Below are 14,843 nucleotides of genomic sequence, written 5' to 3' on the forward strand. Positions count from 1 at the left end.
TCCAATCGGTATTAATGTCTTGCAGGAAGCATGGCTTCCATGGGGCCTAGATTTTTGCGGGAGGCTATCTTCTTGCCATCTACGAAAAGAAAGAATCCTGTCCCGCGGTGGTACTGCTTGCCGGTTACGTCATAGAGAATGGTGAGTGTGTGACCGTGATATGGAAGTCCGTCGACAGCGAAATAGGACCATGTATTTGGCGGTAGCAGTGGCCTTAGCACAATGCGATCTCCGATTTGAGGCCGCAAGCCGATCAATCCCGTGATAAGCGGGTCAGCGAAACCGGAATGGTTGTAGTAGTTCCCGCGTCCAACTTGTTTGTTCTTCTGGATTAGCATCTGCTTGGCAATCCATTCATCCGTGTCGGCGTCCAGGTCCTCATCAATCCATGGAATGACTTTGCCATCCGCCAGTTTCAGATGTTGGGAGAGAACATATTTCGAGAAGAGCTGATAATAGTCCTGCTTTGATACGTATTTCTGCTGCGAGTCGTTATTTAGCAGTTCTGCCAAAGACCACAGCGTTTGTGTGGTGGCAAAAGGCCACGCTGGACCATTCCATGTGCACTGGTCATTGCTGGCGAAGCGGAAGCGTGGACTTCTGCGCTCGGCGGTGGTGGGACCATATTTTGCCGAGAAGCCCTGCGGATCAGTCAGTTGTTTCCACGCGATAGCATGGTCGGGAGTCGGAATATCGTATAACCAGGGGATGTATCCGATAAGCTCGCGGACTCCGGCGGGCTTCATGACCGTCCCGGGATCGACAAATTTTTTCTGCTTGCGAATTCCGGAATCTGCAGCCGGTGACACTACTTCATAAAAGGAGTCTTTAGGATTCCAGAGCGTCGTTTCGATCAGGGAACGAAGTTTTGCAGCTTTGCTCTTGAAAAGCTGCTCCGTACTGTGATCTCCAGCTTGTGCCGCCATCGTGGCGATGGCAACTGCATCACCATACATATAGCTATTTAAGGTGGGGCGATATCCATCTCCGCTGATGCTCTTCTCCATGGCATCGCGTGTGTCGATTTGCCAGAAGAGGCCGTTGGAATCCTGATGCGTCTGCTCCCAGGAGCGATAGTTCAAGACTAGCGACGGCATCAGTGAGATGGCGAAGGAAGTATTGCCATTTGCAAGAGCAACGTTCCAGACTGTATCCGCGACCGGGAAGCTGTATTTCTTAGGGTCTGCATCGGGCGTAAGCCAATAGCGGGAATAGTCTTCCGCTATTTTCGGGTTACGAAGCCATCGTGCTTCGGCAAGATGAAAGGGCGCAGCATCAGGAAGAGCTCCATAGAAGCCATCGGGCCTTTCCGGTTTTGGCAGCCATTCGGTGATTACAAACCCGCTTCGGGTACTGACGACGTGCTTTTGCCACGCATACCAGCGAAAGTAGTAGATTTCCTCGAATTGCTTATCGGAGCTTTCGAACCAGGGTATGTTTTCCTTCATCCATGCCCAGGAGTCGATGCCAGGTTTGCCCGTTGCCGCTTCTTCCTGTTGTTGGAAGAGAGGAGTGTAATGATGAAACTGCTCGGGCTCAAGAAGCCGCTGTTGTGCAGATCCCGACAGCGCCAAAGAGGCAGCCAAGCCCATAAAAGCAAGAAATCTAGGAGCTTTCATATTGACCCAGCAGTGTAATGCAAAAAAGAAAGATATTTCAACAATTTGAAAACTATATTTTATTTACGGCAATAACTGGTGTAGTTTCGTCCCTCTCCGGGATCAATATTGTTCTTTTTCCTTTGCCATGGTTTGTTTTTCTTTCGAGTCTTTCCTGTCAGGATGCTATTTTCAGATCTCCTCTGTTGCAATAGGTGCTGCATGTCGCGCCATCATCCCGGCTGGTAAAACGGGTAGCTGAAGTCTGGTTGGCTACGAGCCTGTCGTTGAGATAACGGCTGCTTTATATCGAATGCCGTCAACATACCATCGGGCTCCAGTCCGGCTGTCGTATGGACGCCCCTCCCGCAGTATCTGACATGAAGGTTTACATACATCCTTTACGTTCTTTTCATACGACAACGCCTTATGGAGGCCATAGATTGTCAGGAAAGGATGTAAAAGCGATGGATGAGTCAAGGCCTGGCAAGAAGACAACTCTTAAGAAGAGTGTGAATTCGAAAAAGCTCCCGCCGGAAGCTACGGAGGTAGCCGGAAAGTCCTCGACAAAGGAAGACAAGACTACAGCTCAAAATCTGCCTGTCGATCAACAGCAGGTAGCAAAAGGCGACGTCGGATCAAAACAGCCGCATCGGTGGGCACATCCATTCTTCACCCCGGTTCCGAAGTCAGAGCGCGCTTCAGTCCCCGGTATAGGGAAGACATTGATCGATCATGTCAAAGGCAAGCTTGAGGCAATCCCTTTACCGAATCGCGAGCCATTGTTCCTCCTCCAAGAGATTATTGGGCAAAGGGGAGTAGATGAAATCCAGGCGGCGGGTTCAATTTTGTTCCATACGGTAGGCGATACAGGTCGTGGTGCCGACACGCCGCAAGGTGTGGTAGCGGGAGCGATGGAAGCAGATTTCGACATTTCACAGCCGGCCAAGTCTCCAGCTTTTTTCTTCCATTTAGGAGATGTAATTTATGGCACTAATAAAGATGCCGAATATAAAAGAGAATTTTATGAGCCATATGTGCACTATCCCGGCAAGATTATTGCGATTGCGGGTAATCACGACGGCGAGGTGATCCCGCCGACCGATCCGGTTTCGTTGCGGGCTTTCCTTTCCAATTTCTGTGCAGCCGAACAGCAGGTCCCCGCTGTGGCAGGTACGATTTACCGGGAAACAATGAATCAACCGGGTGTGTACTACCTGCTGGATGCTCCGTTTGTCCAGATTGTAGCTCTGTATTCGAACTCTGCAGAAAATCCAGGGTTTATCTCTGGGGACATACCTGGTAATGCACAGAAGGAATGGCTACTGACAACACTGAAAGAGATCTCCAGGAAACGTGCAAACGGTGAACATAAAGCCCTGATAATGGCAACACATCATCCACCGTTTACCGCAGGTGGACATTCACCCAGCACCGATATGCTGCATGACATAGATGAGGTATGCAAGCAAGCGGGAGTGATGCCCGATATGTATTTGTCGGGTCACGCGCATAGTTACCAGCGCTACACACGCGAGGTAAATATGGCGGGCAAGCAAATGGATATTCCTTATGTCGTGGTGGGAACCGGAGGCATCAACGATCAAGCCGTAAAGCCGGCAACTGGCGAGAAAACCGGAGACCACACCTATGTAAGCTCATTCAAAGGATATGGATACATGCTGGTAGAGGTTAGTGGAGAGTTAATCACGGCGAGGGCTTTCCAGGTGGATCCAAATACTCAGAAGAAGACGCCATTTGAGGAGTTCATCGTAGATCTGAAAGCAAATCGGGTGCGGACGATGAGTCCTGAAAAGAGATCGTAATGGCAGGCGGGCTTAGTAGCCGATAAAATGAGAAATACGTATGAGCCCAACTGCCAAGCGTTCAGTGATTTCCGAAGTCGAAGATATTATTCCCAACACCGCCTCCTCGCTGCCTGTTCCGGTTGTCTCCGAAAAGGCTGGAGTCCTGACGCTACATTTCGAGTCCGATTATGTCCAAACTCAGATGCTTATCGAGGACCCGGATTTTCTGGCACTTGCGTACACTCGCATCATGATGTCCTTTGAGCTGTTCAAGCCTGAGCCGAGAAACATTGCTCTGATCGGTTTGGGCGGCGGGTCGCTTGCCAAATGGTGTTATCGTCATCACACAAAGGCAAAGCTTACGGTAATTGAAATCAATCCTCACGTGATTGCCGTACGCGATGCATTCCGTATTCCACCTGATGATCACAGATTCCACATTCTCTGCGAGGATGGCACAAAGTTCGTAGCGAGAAAGTCCTCTGAATTCGATGTTTTGTTGGTGGATGTTTTCGGTGTTGATAGCCTGCCGGAGGAGTTGTGCTCCCAGAGCTTTTACGACAACTGCTATCAGTCTCTGAACGAATTGGGGCTCATGGTAGTGAATCTCTGTGGAAAGGAGAGTCGGAAGATTCTCAATCGTATTCGCAGGAGATTCGAGGGGCAGATCCTGGTGTTACCCGACGGAAATGGCAATAAAGTTGTGTTCGCCTGTAAGGGGAAGCTACTCTGGCCTAAAAACGAATCGTCAGATTCATTTCAATTGAAGCTCAAGAAGTTCGAGAAAAAGCACGGATTGGCGAAAGCCATGAAACCGGTTAGCTAATACGGTTGGAATGCCTATCCGTAAGCCCTTTTGTTCAGGTTTTCCGTAAAGAAAACCTGAACATTATCGTATTCGGGTAGGACACACTAATGCTGGTTTGCTCTAATCGATAGGTACTCCTGTGCCTCGATAGGAGTTCGTGGCTCGCAATTCACCCTGATTGGTGTTGTACGCGTAAAAAGTCCATAATTTGCTTGGATTACGTACGTCGTTGACCCAGGCATAAATGTTGTTCTCAGGCGTGAACTTTAGTACATGGCCTTGATTATCGACTTGAACATGATAGACATAACCTTGTCGGATATTTTGAGCGACGATGTCCGGTTCCTGCCCATTCAGTGATCGATCTATCCATGCACATGTTCCAGGTGGAAGTGATTTTCCCATCTGTCCCGCTGCCTTGTTCGATTTGTTGAAAAATAGTCCAAGCTTCTGGGCTGTGTTATGGACATCGGTCGGAGAAATTCTTACGGACATTCCCGGTCCTCCCCGGCAGATCATGCGAAAGCTTTCCTGTGCAAGCAAGACAGGGGAGGCTACTACAAACAGGCAAGGGAAGAAGAACAAGAGAAGTAAGCGCTTCTGAGACATTAGACCAGCGACCTCCGGACAAAATTTAGGAACGCGGCATAGGTCGTACAGGCCGCTACCTGAAAAGGCGTCAAATCCGTCCGTAGTCTCTCTCTGAAAGCTCTAGGAGGAATTTTTGCAGGGGCAGCCAATTTGCCGTTTCAGCTGTAATTCTCGTAATGAGTTTTATGGGTTGACATCCGACCCGAAACTTGCAACACTTTGGGTCGGATGCCTACAGGAAAAAATACCGACGATCATATTGCCTTGCTACAAGGCACTTTGGATCTGCTGATTCTCAAAATTCTTATGCTCGGACCTTGTCATGGTCAGGGAATAGCTCGCACAATACAGCGCCAATCAGAAGAGGTCTTCTTTGTTGACCACGGATCGTTGTATCTGGCTCTACAGCGCCTTGAAGATAAAAAATGGATCACTGCTAAATGGGGAGTAAGCGAGAACAACCGTAAGGCACGGTTCTACGCATTAACGCCAAAGGGCAAAGAGCAGCTTACGGCTAAGGCCAACGAATGGCAGCGTTTGACGAGGGCCATGGGATTGATTTTGGGCAGCGAGGAGGCTTGACTATGTTTAAGCGTAAGCGCAGCACCGATGATTTTGAGGAAGAGATCAGAGCTCATCTGGAATTGGAGGCCGAGGAGCTGAAGAGCGAAGGATTGAGCGATGAAGATGCATATCGGAAGGCAAGGCTTGCGTTTGGCAATGTCAGCGTAGTGCGCGAACGGTTCTATCTACGGAATAGAGCCGTCTGGTGTGAAAATCTGATCCGGGATGTGAAGTTTGCCGTTCGACAGCTTAGAAAAAATCCAGGATTTTCCCTCACATCGATTCTTGTACTTGCTCTCGGCATTGGTGCTAGTGTTGCCATCTTCTCTTTCGTCGATGCAGCTCTAATCAGACCATTACCTTATGTTCGTCCGCAGCAGTTGGTCCACGTGTCGGAACGAGATATTTCGGTTTCTCATGCCAATCTTTCGTATCTCGATTATGTCGATTGGAAGAGGATGAACACCGTTCTTTCCTCATTTGATGCTTTTGCCGGATGGAACCCTTTGTTGCATACCCCCGCAGGTGCAGAACCCTTTCAAGGAGAGCGTGTCACCTCAGGGTTCTTTCAGACTCTTGGCGTGGCGCCGGTCTTGGGACGGGGTTTTCGTCCGCAGGAAGAGATATCGGGCAGCCCGCATGTGGTGATGCTTAGCTATGGAATCTGGCAACAGCGGTTTGACGGAAGAAGAGATGTGATTGGGCAATCTGTTCAACTGAGTGGACTTCCCTATACGGTTATCGGTGTTTTGCCCAAGGGATTCGACTTCGCTCCTGCCCACGGAGCCGTTTTCTGGACTTCACTTCGGCCCGACAATGATTGCGACAAATTGCGAGACTGTCATTATTTCTATGCTGTTGGACGGCTAAAAGAAGGAGTTTCGCTTCAGAAGGCTGCGGCCGATATGCAGTCGATTGCTAGGCAGCTGGAAATGCAATATCCGAATACCAACAGAGGCCGGGGTGCAAGTGTGGTGTCCCTTTCAGAACAAATTGTCGGGGACATTCGGCCTATTTTGCTTTTATTACTAAGCGGTGCAGGACTCCTGCTGCTGATTGCTTGCATAAACGTCTCAAGTTTGCTGGTAGTGCGCTCCGAGGGGCGCAAACGCGAGATTGCCGTGAGGGGCGCCTTGGGTGCTCCACGTGCGCGGATCGCATATCAGTTCGCGACGGAGGGAATAGTACTCGTAGGCTGCGGAAGTCTGACCGGGCTGGTAATTGCGGAAGGTGTGATGCAAGTTTTGCATCATTGCATTTCGAAAGAACTGATGGCCAATCTGCCTTTTTTCCAGGACCTGGGGATCAATACACATGTGTTGGCCTTCACCGGCGGACTGACGCTGCTCGTAGCTCTATTGTTCTCTATCGTGCCTATTCTGCATCTCTCTATATCCGAACTGCGTGATGGTCTTGCAGAGGGAGGCCGCACCTCGGCAGGAACATTCTGGCGCAGGGTAGGTGAACGTTTAGTTGTATTTGAGCTGGCCACTACGATGGTGCTTTTAACCGGAGCAGGTTTGTTGGGTAAGAGTCTCTACCGGCTTTTACATGTGGATGTGGGATTCCAGGCCGATCATTTGGCAACTTTGCGCGTCCGACTTCCGGATATGGAGTTCCCAAAAGAAGCGGAGCAGATCGCTTTTATTCATCGCCTGCTGGATAGGGTCAAGAGCCTGCCGGGAGTACAAGGTGCAGCTGTTACCAGTGTCTTGCCGGTAAGCTGCAACTGCAACACAGACTGGATGCGGATAGTAGGAAAGCCATATGATGGGAGTCATATTACAACCAACGCCCGCAATGTAAGTTCCGAGTTCTTCAATGTACTTCGTGTGAGGCTCCTTGCAGGACGCATCTTCAATGATGCAGATGATGCTTCAAGGTCTAAAGTAATGATCGTCAACCGTTCTTTTGCGCGAAAGTATTTCCCAGGCGAGGACCCGATAGGGAAGCGGGTAGGCGATTCAACACTAAGTCCATCATCGATGAAGCAAATTGTGGGTGTGATAGATGATTTTAAAGATGCTTCGCTCGATGAAGAACAGCAACCGGCGGCCTACTATCCTTACTACCAGGACGGCAGCTCTGGCTTTTCTTTAATCGTACGTACTTCTCAGGACGAACGCCTGATACTGTCTGCTCTTACGGCTGCAATTCATCAACTCAATGAGAATGTCGGTGTTGACCAGGAAGTGGGAATGATTCAACGAATCAATGAATCCACCAGTGTCTACTTCCGCCGTTCCACGGCTTACTTGGTTGGTGGGTTTGCAACGTTGGCATTGCTTCTGAGTTCTGTAGGGCTTTACGGAGTAATCGCATATTCAGTAGGTCGCCGCACGCGAGAGATTGGTGTGCGCATGGCTCTCGGCGCGCAGCGTAAATCCGTTCATCGAATGGTGCTGCAAGAGGCTGTCTGGCTGGCTGCGATGGGGATTGGAATCGGGACGGTATGTGCTCTGGCTGCGGGCAGTTTTCTACGTGAACTTCTTTTCGGTGTACGTACCTGGGACGTTCCTACGCTGATAGTTGTTGCACTTACGCTCGGGATTGCAGCACTCCTGGCCAGTTATCTTCCGGCACGCCACGCTTCATCCGTAAATCCAATAGAAGCTCTTCGCACGGAGTAACGCTTTTGACGTAGGTACTCTGCAGGAGTTTGTTCTTTGAAAATCGCTTTACTTATGCGGGAGAGCAAAGATAGACTTGCTCCGCTATGATCACACGGCGTTCATTTGTCCGGAATGTTTCGTTTGCCTCTGCAACTTTGGCTTTTGGTTCTCGCACTTCACTGGCTTTTGCTCAGGCGGATGCGGGCACATACCGTAATCCTGTCATGGGTGGCGATCATCCCGATGGCAGTCCACTTCGAGTCGGTGATGATTTCTATCTGACCCATTCGAGCTTCGATTACGCTCCGGGCCTGTTGATCTGGTATTCGCGTGATCTGATCAACTGGCGCCCTGTTGCGGCCGCTCTTCATCGTTACTACGGCACCGTTTGGGCTCCTTATCTCTGTGAACATCAAGGGCGCTATTACATCTATTTTCCCGCAGCGGGCAAGATTCATGTAGTCCATGCCGATCGTTTAATGGGCCCATGGAGTGAACCTGTCGATCTTGGAATCAATGCCATTGATCCTGCGCACATTGCTGAGAATGACCGCCGTTTCCTTTATCTGGCTGGAGGTCAGATGGCAGAATTGACTGCGGATGGACTCGCCGTCAAGACTCCGCCGCGTACGGTATTGCAACCTTGGCCTGTGCCGGTTTCCATTCGGATGGAATGTACTTGCTTGGAAGGACCAAAACTGCTCCAGCGCAATGGCTACTACTACTTGACCGTGGCTGAGGGAGGCACCGCTGGACCGGCCACCAGTCACGCTGTAGTGAGTGCTCGCAGTCGCCACGCGAATGGGCCATGGGAGTTTTCTCCCTACAACCCGATTGCACATACCAAATCCCGCGAAGATCGCTGGCTGAGCCTCGGCCACGGACGCCTTGTCGATACCCCCGATGGTAAGTGGTACATGACAGTCCACGCATATGAAAATGGTTACCGCACTCTTGGCCGCCAGCTTTTGTTATTACCTATTAGCTGGACCTCTGATGGGTGGTTCCGTGTGCCTGAAGGGGTGACCGCCGATTCGGCTATTTCCCTGCCCGTTGGAGGCGGAGGACAACAACCATTTCCCGATCCTTCGGACGACTTCACCGCTCCCGAACTCGGGTTGCAATGGGCCTTCTGGCACGAGTTCGATCCAAAACAGTTTACCGTGGGGAAGGGGGTTCTCACACTTGCGGCCCAAGGCAAGTCTCTTGCTGGCGCTTCCGTCCTTACGACTCCTGTTGGTGGTCACTCCTATACAGTGGAAGTCGACGTTGAGGTTGAACGAGGATGTGAGTCCGGATTGCTGCTCTTCTATGATCCGGAACATGCCAGCGGTCTTTCTTTAGGCCTAAAAGGTATTGGTGCGCGACTGGCGACTGGTTCAACACATTCATACCAGGAGGAGGGAACAAGTCGTGCCACTTTGCGTATTGTGAATGATCGTCAGGAATTGGACTTTTATTTCCGCATCCCCGGAAAACCATGGCGGCGAACACAGGAGTCCGCTGAGATATCGGGAATGAATCACAATGTACTTGGCGGTTTTCTCGATGTGCGACCTGCTCTCTATGCCTGCGGTTCCGGCAAAACGATGCTACGCAATTTCCGTTATTGGCCTGAAGTGAAGGTGCCGGAACTAAATGCAGGTAGCTAAGTCCAGGCAGGCGATGACTTTAGAATAGAGTGGCCGATGAGGATCTGCAGAGTATCTACGGATTTCAGCCTTTCCATTCAGAGCAAAATGTATCAGCCGATTCACGCGAAGTAAGTACCCAACGATATTCAGGTGAAAGGGTAGCTGTTTATTGAGTAATATCTTGGCGTGGATACCGTTGCTTGGTTGCTCGATTCTGATCCGGCAGTAAGATGGCAGGCAATGCGAGATCTGACAGATGTCTCCATGTCCGAGATCTCGGAGGAGCGCGCTCGCGTTCCTCGCGAAGGAATCGCTGCTCAGATTCTTGATAGTCAAGAAGCCGATGGTTCGTGGCATCGGTCTGATGCTCCCGTGTGGCTTCCAACCCTTTATACACTGCTTCTTCTGCGTGCAACTGGTGCGGATCGTACCGAGTCCGCAGTCGAATTGGCGATCCTTCGTCTTGAAAAAGGGTTTCGCTGGGACAAGGAGTTTGGGGAGAAGCCGTTCTTCGAAGGAGAGGTGGAGCCTTGTATTAATGGAGGTACCCTCGCGCTTGGTGCCTACTTCGGGCGTCCGACGGAGAGTCTCGCACGTCGTCTTCTCGGTGAGCAACTTGAAGATGGTGGCTGGAACTGCGAAGCTCCACAGAGCAGGCGATCATCGTTTCATACGACGATCTGTGTACTGGAGGGGCTACTTGAATACGAACATGCAGTAGGTCCCGTGCCGGAGATCGCGATGGCTAGGCGGCGAGGCGAAGAATATTTGCTTGAACGAGCGCTCTTTCGGAGATTATCGACCGGTGAAGTCGCAAATTCATCATTCTTGAAATTCGCATTTCCTCCTCGTTACCACTACGACATTCTTCGTGCCCTCGACTACTTCAGGAATGCTGGCCATCAACTTGACGGGCGTATGGAGGATGCTCTGCGCGTCGTTAAAAACAAACGACAGCCCGATGGGCGATGGGTTCTCGATGACACACATACCGAGGCTCTCTCCCTTCCATTTGGCGAATCGCTCGGCGAACCCAGTCGATGGAACACGCTTCGTGCATTGCGGGTGCTCCACTGGTATGACCAGCAGGGCTTATGACAACCTACGCGCTATAAGGTCAATTCTCTGCATTTTTGCATCTTTGTATTTCTAGCCATTTCCCGTCTGCCATCTGCGGTAAGCAAGATTGCTTCAGATATCTCTCCAATATTCGTTCTTCTCCTCATATGTATCAGCAACCGATAAAGTTCTCGTAGTCTTTGGATCGTTTATATTGCATTGATCTATGAAAACTCGCAATCACCGTGAGGATATCGGTTCTTGGCTTCATCTCCCTACGTAGATACTCAAAATAGCTCGTCGAAGTACGGGCTTTATTCTGGCATATAAATTCACACGCCTGCATATACATGCTTCATTTTGCATATCTATGCAGCATAGCAATAAATTCTTGACAAGCTATTTGTCTACCAACTAATGTTGCGCCCGCACTCAGGACTGCAGATTGCTCTGCGTTTGCCTTGCTGGACACCGCTCAATCGAACGACTGATAAACCTGAGCCATTCTGCAGAATCTGTTTCCCGGATCCGGTTGCAAAGCATAGACCAAATCAGGTTGTTTCCGAGGCCTGCATCGAGTGACAGAAGGAGAGAGCAACATGTCAAATGTGATGATGGTTGTCGAAGAGCATCTTGGACGGCCATGGTTGAGATACTCTTGCGGAAAGACAAGAGTTCAGTTTCGGAGAGGGCTCCAATTCAGGTGGGTACTGTTCACCGTGCTTGTTGTGTCTGGGTTTTCGATTCCTCAAGCAATGGCTCAGGTCATAACGTCAGATATCGTTGGAACTGTCAGTGATCCAAATGGTGCTGTTATCCCGGGAGCCACCGTCACCATCGTCAATACCGAGACGCAGTTACAGAGATCCATGAGTACCACGAGCACTGGTGACTATGTGTTTACACTTTTGCCGCCAGGGAGCTACACGATTCGAGTCGAGCAGACGGCATTCAAAACCTACGAAGCAAGAGGAATCAAAATCGGGGCGGGCGATAGGATGCGAGTCGATGCACACTTAAGCCCAGGAGCCGCCTCAGAGACTGTGACAATTACCGCTGACGGACTTCCGGTTCTGCAAACCGATAGCTCGACAGTCCAGGATGTCGTAGGTGAGAAGTCGGTTCAGGATTTGCCCCTAAACGGGCGTAATCTCCAAGGCGCTGTGCAGTTAACAGCTGGAGTGAATCAGGGTTCTCCCAGCGCGATTTCAGGTGGAGCACGGCCTGACGATCGTCGTCCAGGCTTCACCTTTGCCGCGAATGGTCAATCGGATCTCTCCAACGATAACCTCGTTGACGGTTTGGACAATAATGAACGGGAACAAGGGTTTAGTGGAATTCATCCCTCGGTGGATGCTATTGCAGAAGTGCGCGTTCTAACTAATAACTACTCGGCTGAATTGGGTCGCACGGCAGGCGCGGTTGTCAACATCATCACGAAAGGTGGTACGAACGAATTCCACGGCTCTGCTTATGAATATCTTCGCAATGATGTGCTCGATGCGCATGATTTCTTTGCGAACCCCGCGCTCCGAAAAGCTAAATACCGCCAAAATGTCTTTGGGGGAAGCATCGGAGGTCCCATCGACAAAAACAACACATTCTTCTTTGCCGACGTTGAGGCAAATCGATTGATTCAGGGACAGGTCTGGACAAGTACCGTGCCTACTCTCTTTGAAGAACAGAATCCAGGCAACTTCAGTGATATTGGTGGCCCTGTTGTGCCTGCAGGACAGATTTCGCCGGTAGGATTGGCCTATTTCAAAATGTATCCAGCACCGACGAAAGCCGGCAGGGTCAACAATTATGTATCACAACCGAACAAGACACAGTATTCAACGAGTACCGATAATCGCGTGGACCATCGCTTTAGTGATAGAGATTCAATTTTTGTCCGGTTTGGGTATAACCCGGTAGACACCTTAATTCCTGGGCCTCTTCCGGCTGTACGGATGGCGGGTTCCACGGTATATCCGAGTGGTACTTCCTATGCTGGTCCTTCGAAGACCACCGCCACCAATGTCCAGGCAAATTACGTCCACATCTTCAACCCGAATTTTGTCCTCGAGCTCAAAGCTGGTTTTACGCGCATCAATATTCAGACGCGTCCCCTGAACCATGGGGTCGATTGGGCCGCCAAACTGGGAATGGGGAACTCATATGTTACTCCCGACAGCATCGGACTTCCCTACATGTGGATGCTCACAGGAGATTACACCTCGATTGGAGATGGAATATTCATTCCCATTCTCGATGCAAATAATACTTTCCAGTACAACGGTGCGGTGAACTATACGAAATCAAATCACAATCTCAAGATAGGTGGAGCGCTCATCCGCAGGCAGTTGAACTATTTCCAGGACAACTGGAGTCCGCAAGGAGGATTTGTCTTTTCTCCTGCAGGTGTGTACAGCAATTCGCTTGCGAACCTGCTATCGGGAAATCCGATCTTTGCGGAGCGGGGCAACGATCTTGCCCATCAAGGGCTACGTTCTTGGGAGCCAAGTATCTACGCTCAGGACGATTGGCATGCGAGATCATGGTTGACATTGAACCTTGGTGTTCGCTGGGAAGCATATACGCCTATCACGGACTCACATAACCAATTCGCGAATTTCAATATGCAGCAGCTGAAGGTTTTGGTTGCGGGAAAAGATACCAGCAGCAGCGGTGGCGTAAAGACGGACTATACGAACTTTTCTCCCCGCGTTGGTTTTGCTGCAAATATTGATCGCAAGACCGTGGTACGTGGAGGGTTTGGTTTCAGCTACTATCCACCGATCATGCAAACGCAGTTGGAGAACGTCAACCCACCTTTCAGTTACGTGTGTTTCCCTTGCTTTGGCGCGACATTCCCGAATCTTCCAACACCTTCGTCAAATGCTGCGAATCCGGTGGGAACTGTAAGTTCCATAGCTCTGGATCTCAAGAATGCTTATGTGCGCCAGTACAATTTCTTTGTGCAGAGACAAATTGGTGCGAACTCATTTAGCGTGGGCGGAGTGGGCACACAGGGAAGGCGGGCTCTCTACTTGCGCAATGCGGATCTGCCGCTGCCTCCCGGAGCTGGAAATCCGACGCCAAAATATGTCTACGCCTCACAGCTACCTAACGTCACCAGCATCCAATATATAGATAACAGCGGTATTTCGAACTACTTTGCATTTCAAGCAATGTTCTTCAGACCTGTCTCGCGTGGCCTTTCGTTTAATGCGAACTACACCTGGGCACATGGACTATCGAACAGCGTTCAGGCAGCGAGCACCTACACAAATCCTTCACCAGCTTTGATTACAAACGATCCCATGTACGACTACGGTAACTCACCGGTAGATGTTCGGCATCGTATTGCAGGTTCACTGATCTATGATCTCCCGTTTGGCAAGTCGTTACAGGGGATTACTGGAACGGTTGTACGAGGATGGGAAGTTGCTTTGCTGGGCTATTGGCAAACAGGCATACCGTTTACCGTTGTCGACGCAAATGCCGCTATCAATCTGCCGGGTGTGACGAGTGATCGCCCGGACCAGACCCGGTCAGCTGCACTATCGAATCCGAGCATCAAGAAGTGGTTCGATACGTCTGCCTTTTCAACACAAATCAAGGGAACTCCAGGAAGTGCGGCGAGCGACTCTGTGTACGGCCCGAGGGCCCGCGTACTCAACATGTCCTTGCTCAAGAACATTCCAATTAATGAAAGATGGCGCTTCCAATTCCGAAGTGAGTTCTTCAACGTCACCAATACACCGAATTTCGGTCAGCCTGGAAATGGACTCACCACCGGAACATTCGGTGTCATTTCGTCTACCGCGGCGAATATGACACCTCGCCAGATGCAGTTTGCACTGAAGCTATTGTTTTAGGTGCCCCCGGATCTGTAGGGAGCGGCAATACCGCTCCCACTCTTTCTTGTCATTTCGATCAAGTTTGTTGTGCGGGTTATAAACCAGATCCCAGTCTCGTGCTCGTGTATTTTCCGTCATTGGATTTTACAGATGGACGGGGAAACAGTGTCTTTGATGAAACGAAAGAGAGTCCTTTCTTGAGGGACTTTCAAAATCGACCAAAGACCTTGTGGAGGGATCGCCCTAAGTGGGGATCATCTCAATAGGTGGGAAATTCCGCCAAGAACGCAATCACTTTTGCCGCTATTCTTTGATGTTTCGGAG

Annotated in this window: 9 protein-coding genes; 7 read left to right on the forward strand and 2 right to left on the reverse strand. The window is 50.3% G+C overall.

The features are described from left to right. Positions 1 to 11 precede the first annotated feature (11 nt). Positions 12 to 1,619 carry an MGH1-like glycoside hydrolase domain-containing protein gene (locus AC6I7T_RS31865; protein WP_497795524.1) on the reverse strand — a complete coding sequence of 536 codons (1,608 nt, stop codon included), beginning with the start codon at positions 1,617 to 1,619 and terminating at the stop codon, positions 12 to 14. 422 nt (positions 1,620 to 2,041) lie between these two features. Between AC6I7T_RS31865 and AC6I7T_RS31870 the strand changes: the two genes are divergently transcribed. Both AC6I7T_RS31870 and AC6I7T_RS31875 read left to right on the forward strand, forming a co-directional pair. Further along, positions 2,042 to 3,424 (forward strand): metallophosphoesterase family protein, encoded by a 1,383-nt coding sequence (locus tag AC6I7T_RS31870; protein ID WP_497795525.1) that lies wholly within the window; start codon positions 2,042 to 2,044, stop codon positions 3,422 to 3,424. A gap of 40 nt (positions 3,425 to 3,464) precedes the next feature. Beyond that, positions 3,465 to 4,232, forward strand: coding sequence for a fused MFS/spermidine synthase (locus AC6I7T_RS31875; RefSeq protein WP_497795526.1), 768 nt, complete (start codon positions 3,465 to 3,467; stop codon positions 4,230 to 4,232). Between the two features lie 102 nt (positions 4,233 to 4,334). On the opposite strand, the gene AC6I7T_RS31880 is transcribed toward AC6I7T_RS31875, so the two are convergent. Next, entirely contained in the window at positions 4,335 to 4,823 is a 489-nt protein-coding gene (locus tag AC6I7T_RS31880; RefSeq protein WP_497795527.1) for a hypothetical protein, read from the reverse strand. Positions 4,824 to 5,033: 210 nt separating this feature from the next. Between AC6I7T_RS31880 and AC6I7T_RS31885 the strand changes: the two genes are divergently transcribed. The 5 genes from AC6I7T_RS31885 to AC6I7T_RS31905 all read left to right on the forward strand — a co-directional run bounded on the left by AC6I7T_RS31885 (position 5,034) and on the right by AC6I7T_RS31905 (position 14,537). After that, positions 5,034 to 5,387, forward strand: coding sequence for a PadR family transcriptional regulator (locus tag AC6I7T_RS31885; RefSeq protein ID WP_497795529.1), 354 nt, complete (start codon positions 5,034 to 5,036; stop codon positions 5,385 to 5,387). 2 nt (positions 5,388 to 5,389) lie between these two features. Further along, the gene (locus AC6I7T_RS31890) at positions 5,390 to 7,999 is read left to right on the forward strand and encodes an ABC transporter permease (protein WP_497795530.1); all 2,610 of its coding nucleotides are present in this window, start codon (positions 5,390 to 5,392) and stop codon (positions 7,997 to 7,999) included. An 86-nt stretch (positions 8,000 to 8,085) separates the two neighbouring features. Further along, positions 8,086 to 9,633 carry a family 43 glycosylhydrolase gene (locus AC6I7T_RS31895; protein WP_497795532.1) on the forward strand — a complete coding sequence of 516 codons (1,548 nt, stop codon included), beginning with the start codon at positions 8,086 to 8,088 and terminating at the stop codon, positions 9,631 to 9,633. A 222-nt stretch (positions 9,634 to 9,855) separates the two neighbouring features. Beyond that, positions 9,856 to 10,713, forward strand: coding sequence for a hypothetical protein (locus AC6I7T_RS31900; protein WP_497795533.1), 858 nt, complete (start codon positions 9,856 to 9,858; stop codon positions 10,711 to 10,713). Positions 10,714 to 11,273: 560 nt separating this feature from the next. Then, positions 11,274 to 14,537, forward strand: coding sequence for a TonB-dependent receptor (locus tag AC6I7T_RS31905; RefSeq protein ID WP_497795535.1), 3,264 nt, complete (start codon positions 11,274 to 11,276; stop codon positions 14,535 to 14,537). Positions 14,538 to 14,843 lie beyond the last annotated feature (306 nt).

Source organism: Humiphilus diazotrophicus, assembly GCF_059726315.1.